1 protein-coding gene and 1 pseudogene are annotated in these 790 nt (G+C 49.5%); both read left to right on the top strand.

Annotation, left to right across the window (positions count from 1 at the left end):
- Positions 1–435 (top strand): annotated as a pseudogene (locus EAO36_RS08285) (hypothetical protein); the annotation flags it as partial.
- Positions 435–790 (top strand): hypothetical protein (locus tag EAO36_RS08280; protein ID WP_143928486.1); only part of this gene is annotated, 356 nt, incomplete at its 3' end. The pseudogene EAO36_RS08285 and the gene EAO36_RS08280, both read left to right, overlap by 1 nt.

The following is a 790-nucleotide window of genomic DNA, read 5'->3' as shown; positions in this document are numbered from 1 at the left end:
AATATCATCAACAAGGCCCAAAAGAATAGCGGCCTTTTTAATGGCTTGTTGCGCAAGGCTAACCAATTGACCAGCGGGGTAGTGCCCCTAGGGGCTGAACTAGCCCAAACCGATACGGCGGTCAATCAATACACCTACAGCACCGCAAGGGCATTAACCAATGGGAAGGTGACTAACCAAACCCTAGATGATCTAAAACACATCACGCGGATAGGTTTTAGGGGGGCTAAGGAATACACCGCCAGGCTAGGGGAAACCCAAAACATCAATCTAAACTACTTGACCAGCCAATTGCACAACTTGCAGGCCTTGGGGGGCAAGATCACCCCGGATATGTTGGGCAAGTTAGCCGAGTACAGGCTTAAGGCGCGCTATATCCAAGAAAGCGGTGGGGATATTGATTTGCGCGCTTATAACAAATTAGGGGGGCAATGATGGCCACCTTGATTTTTAATGGGCAAAGTAGTCGCCAAGAGCTTAACCCCGGAGACAAAGCCAAAGACTATCTAGTGACCATCACCGGATGCAAGGGGGAAGATGCCAGCTATGGGCCAGAAAATGCTTGGCAACATAGCTATTACAAACAGGGCAACCATGGGGCTTTGGTGTATGTGGATATTGATAACGCGAGGATTAACTTTACCATTGCCGGAGGCCAAGGGAGCCTAACAGCCCTAAGACGCACGGGTTATAGAACCACAGAACAGCAGTGGCGCGACACTTCTTATTGGGGCAAGGAGGCTTATACCACAACAGAGGAGTATTGGGACACCGAGCGTTATTGGATATA

The sequence above is a fragment of the Helicobacter mehlei genome, assembly GCF_003660265.1.
Taxonomy (GTDB): Bacteria; Campylobacterota; Campylobacteria; order Campylobacterales; family Helicobacteraceae; genus Helicobacter; species Helicobacter mehlei.
The sequence above is the reverse complement of the archived record's forward strand: the minus strand, read 5'-3'. Positions and strand labels throughout refer to the sequence as shown.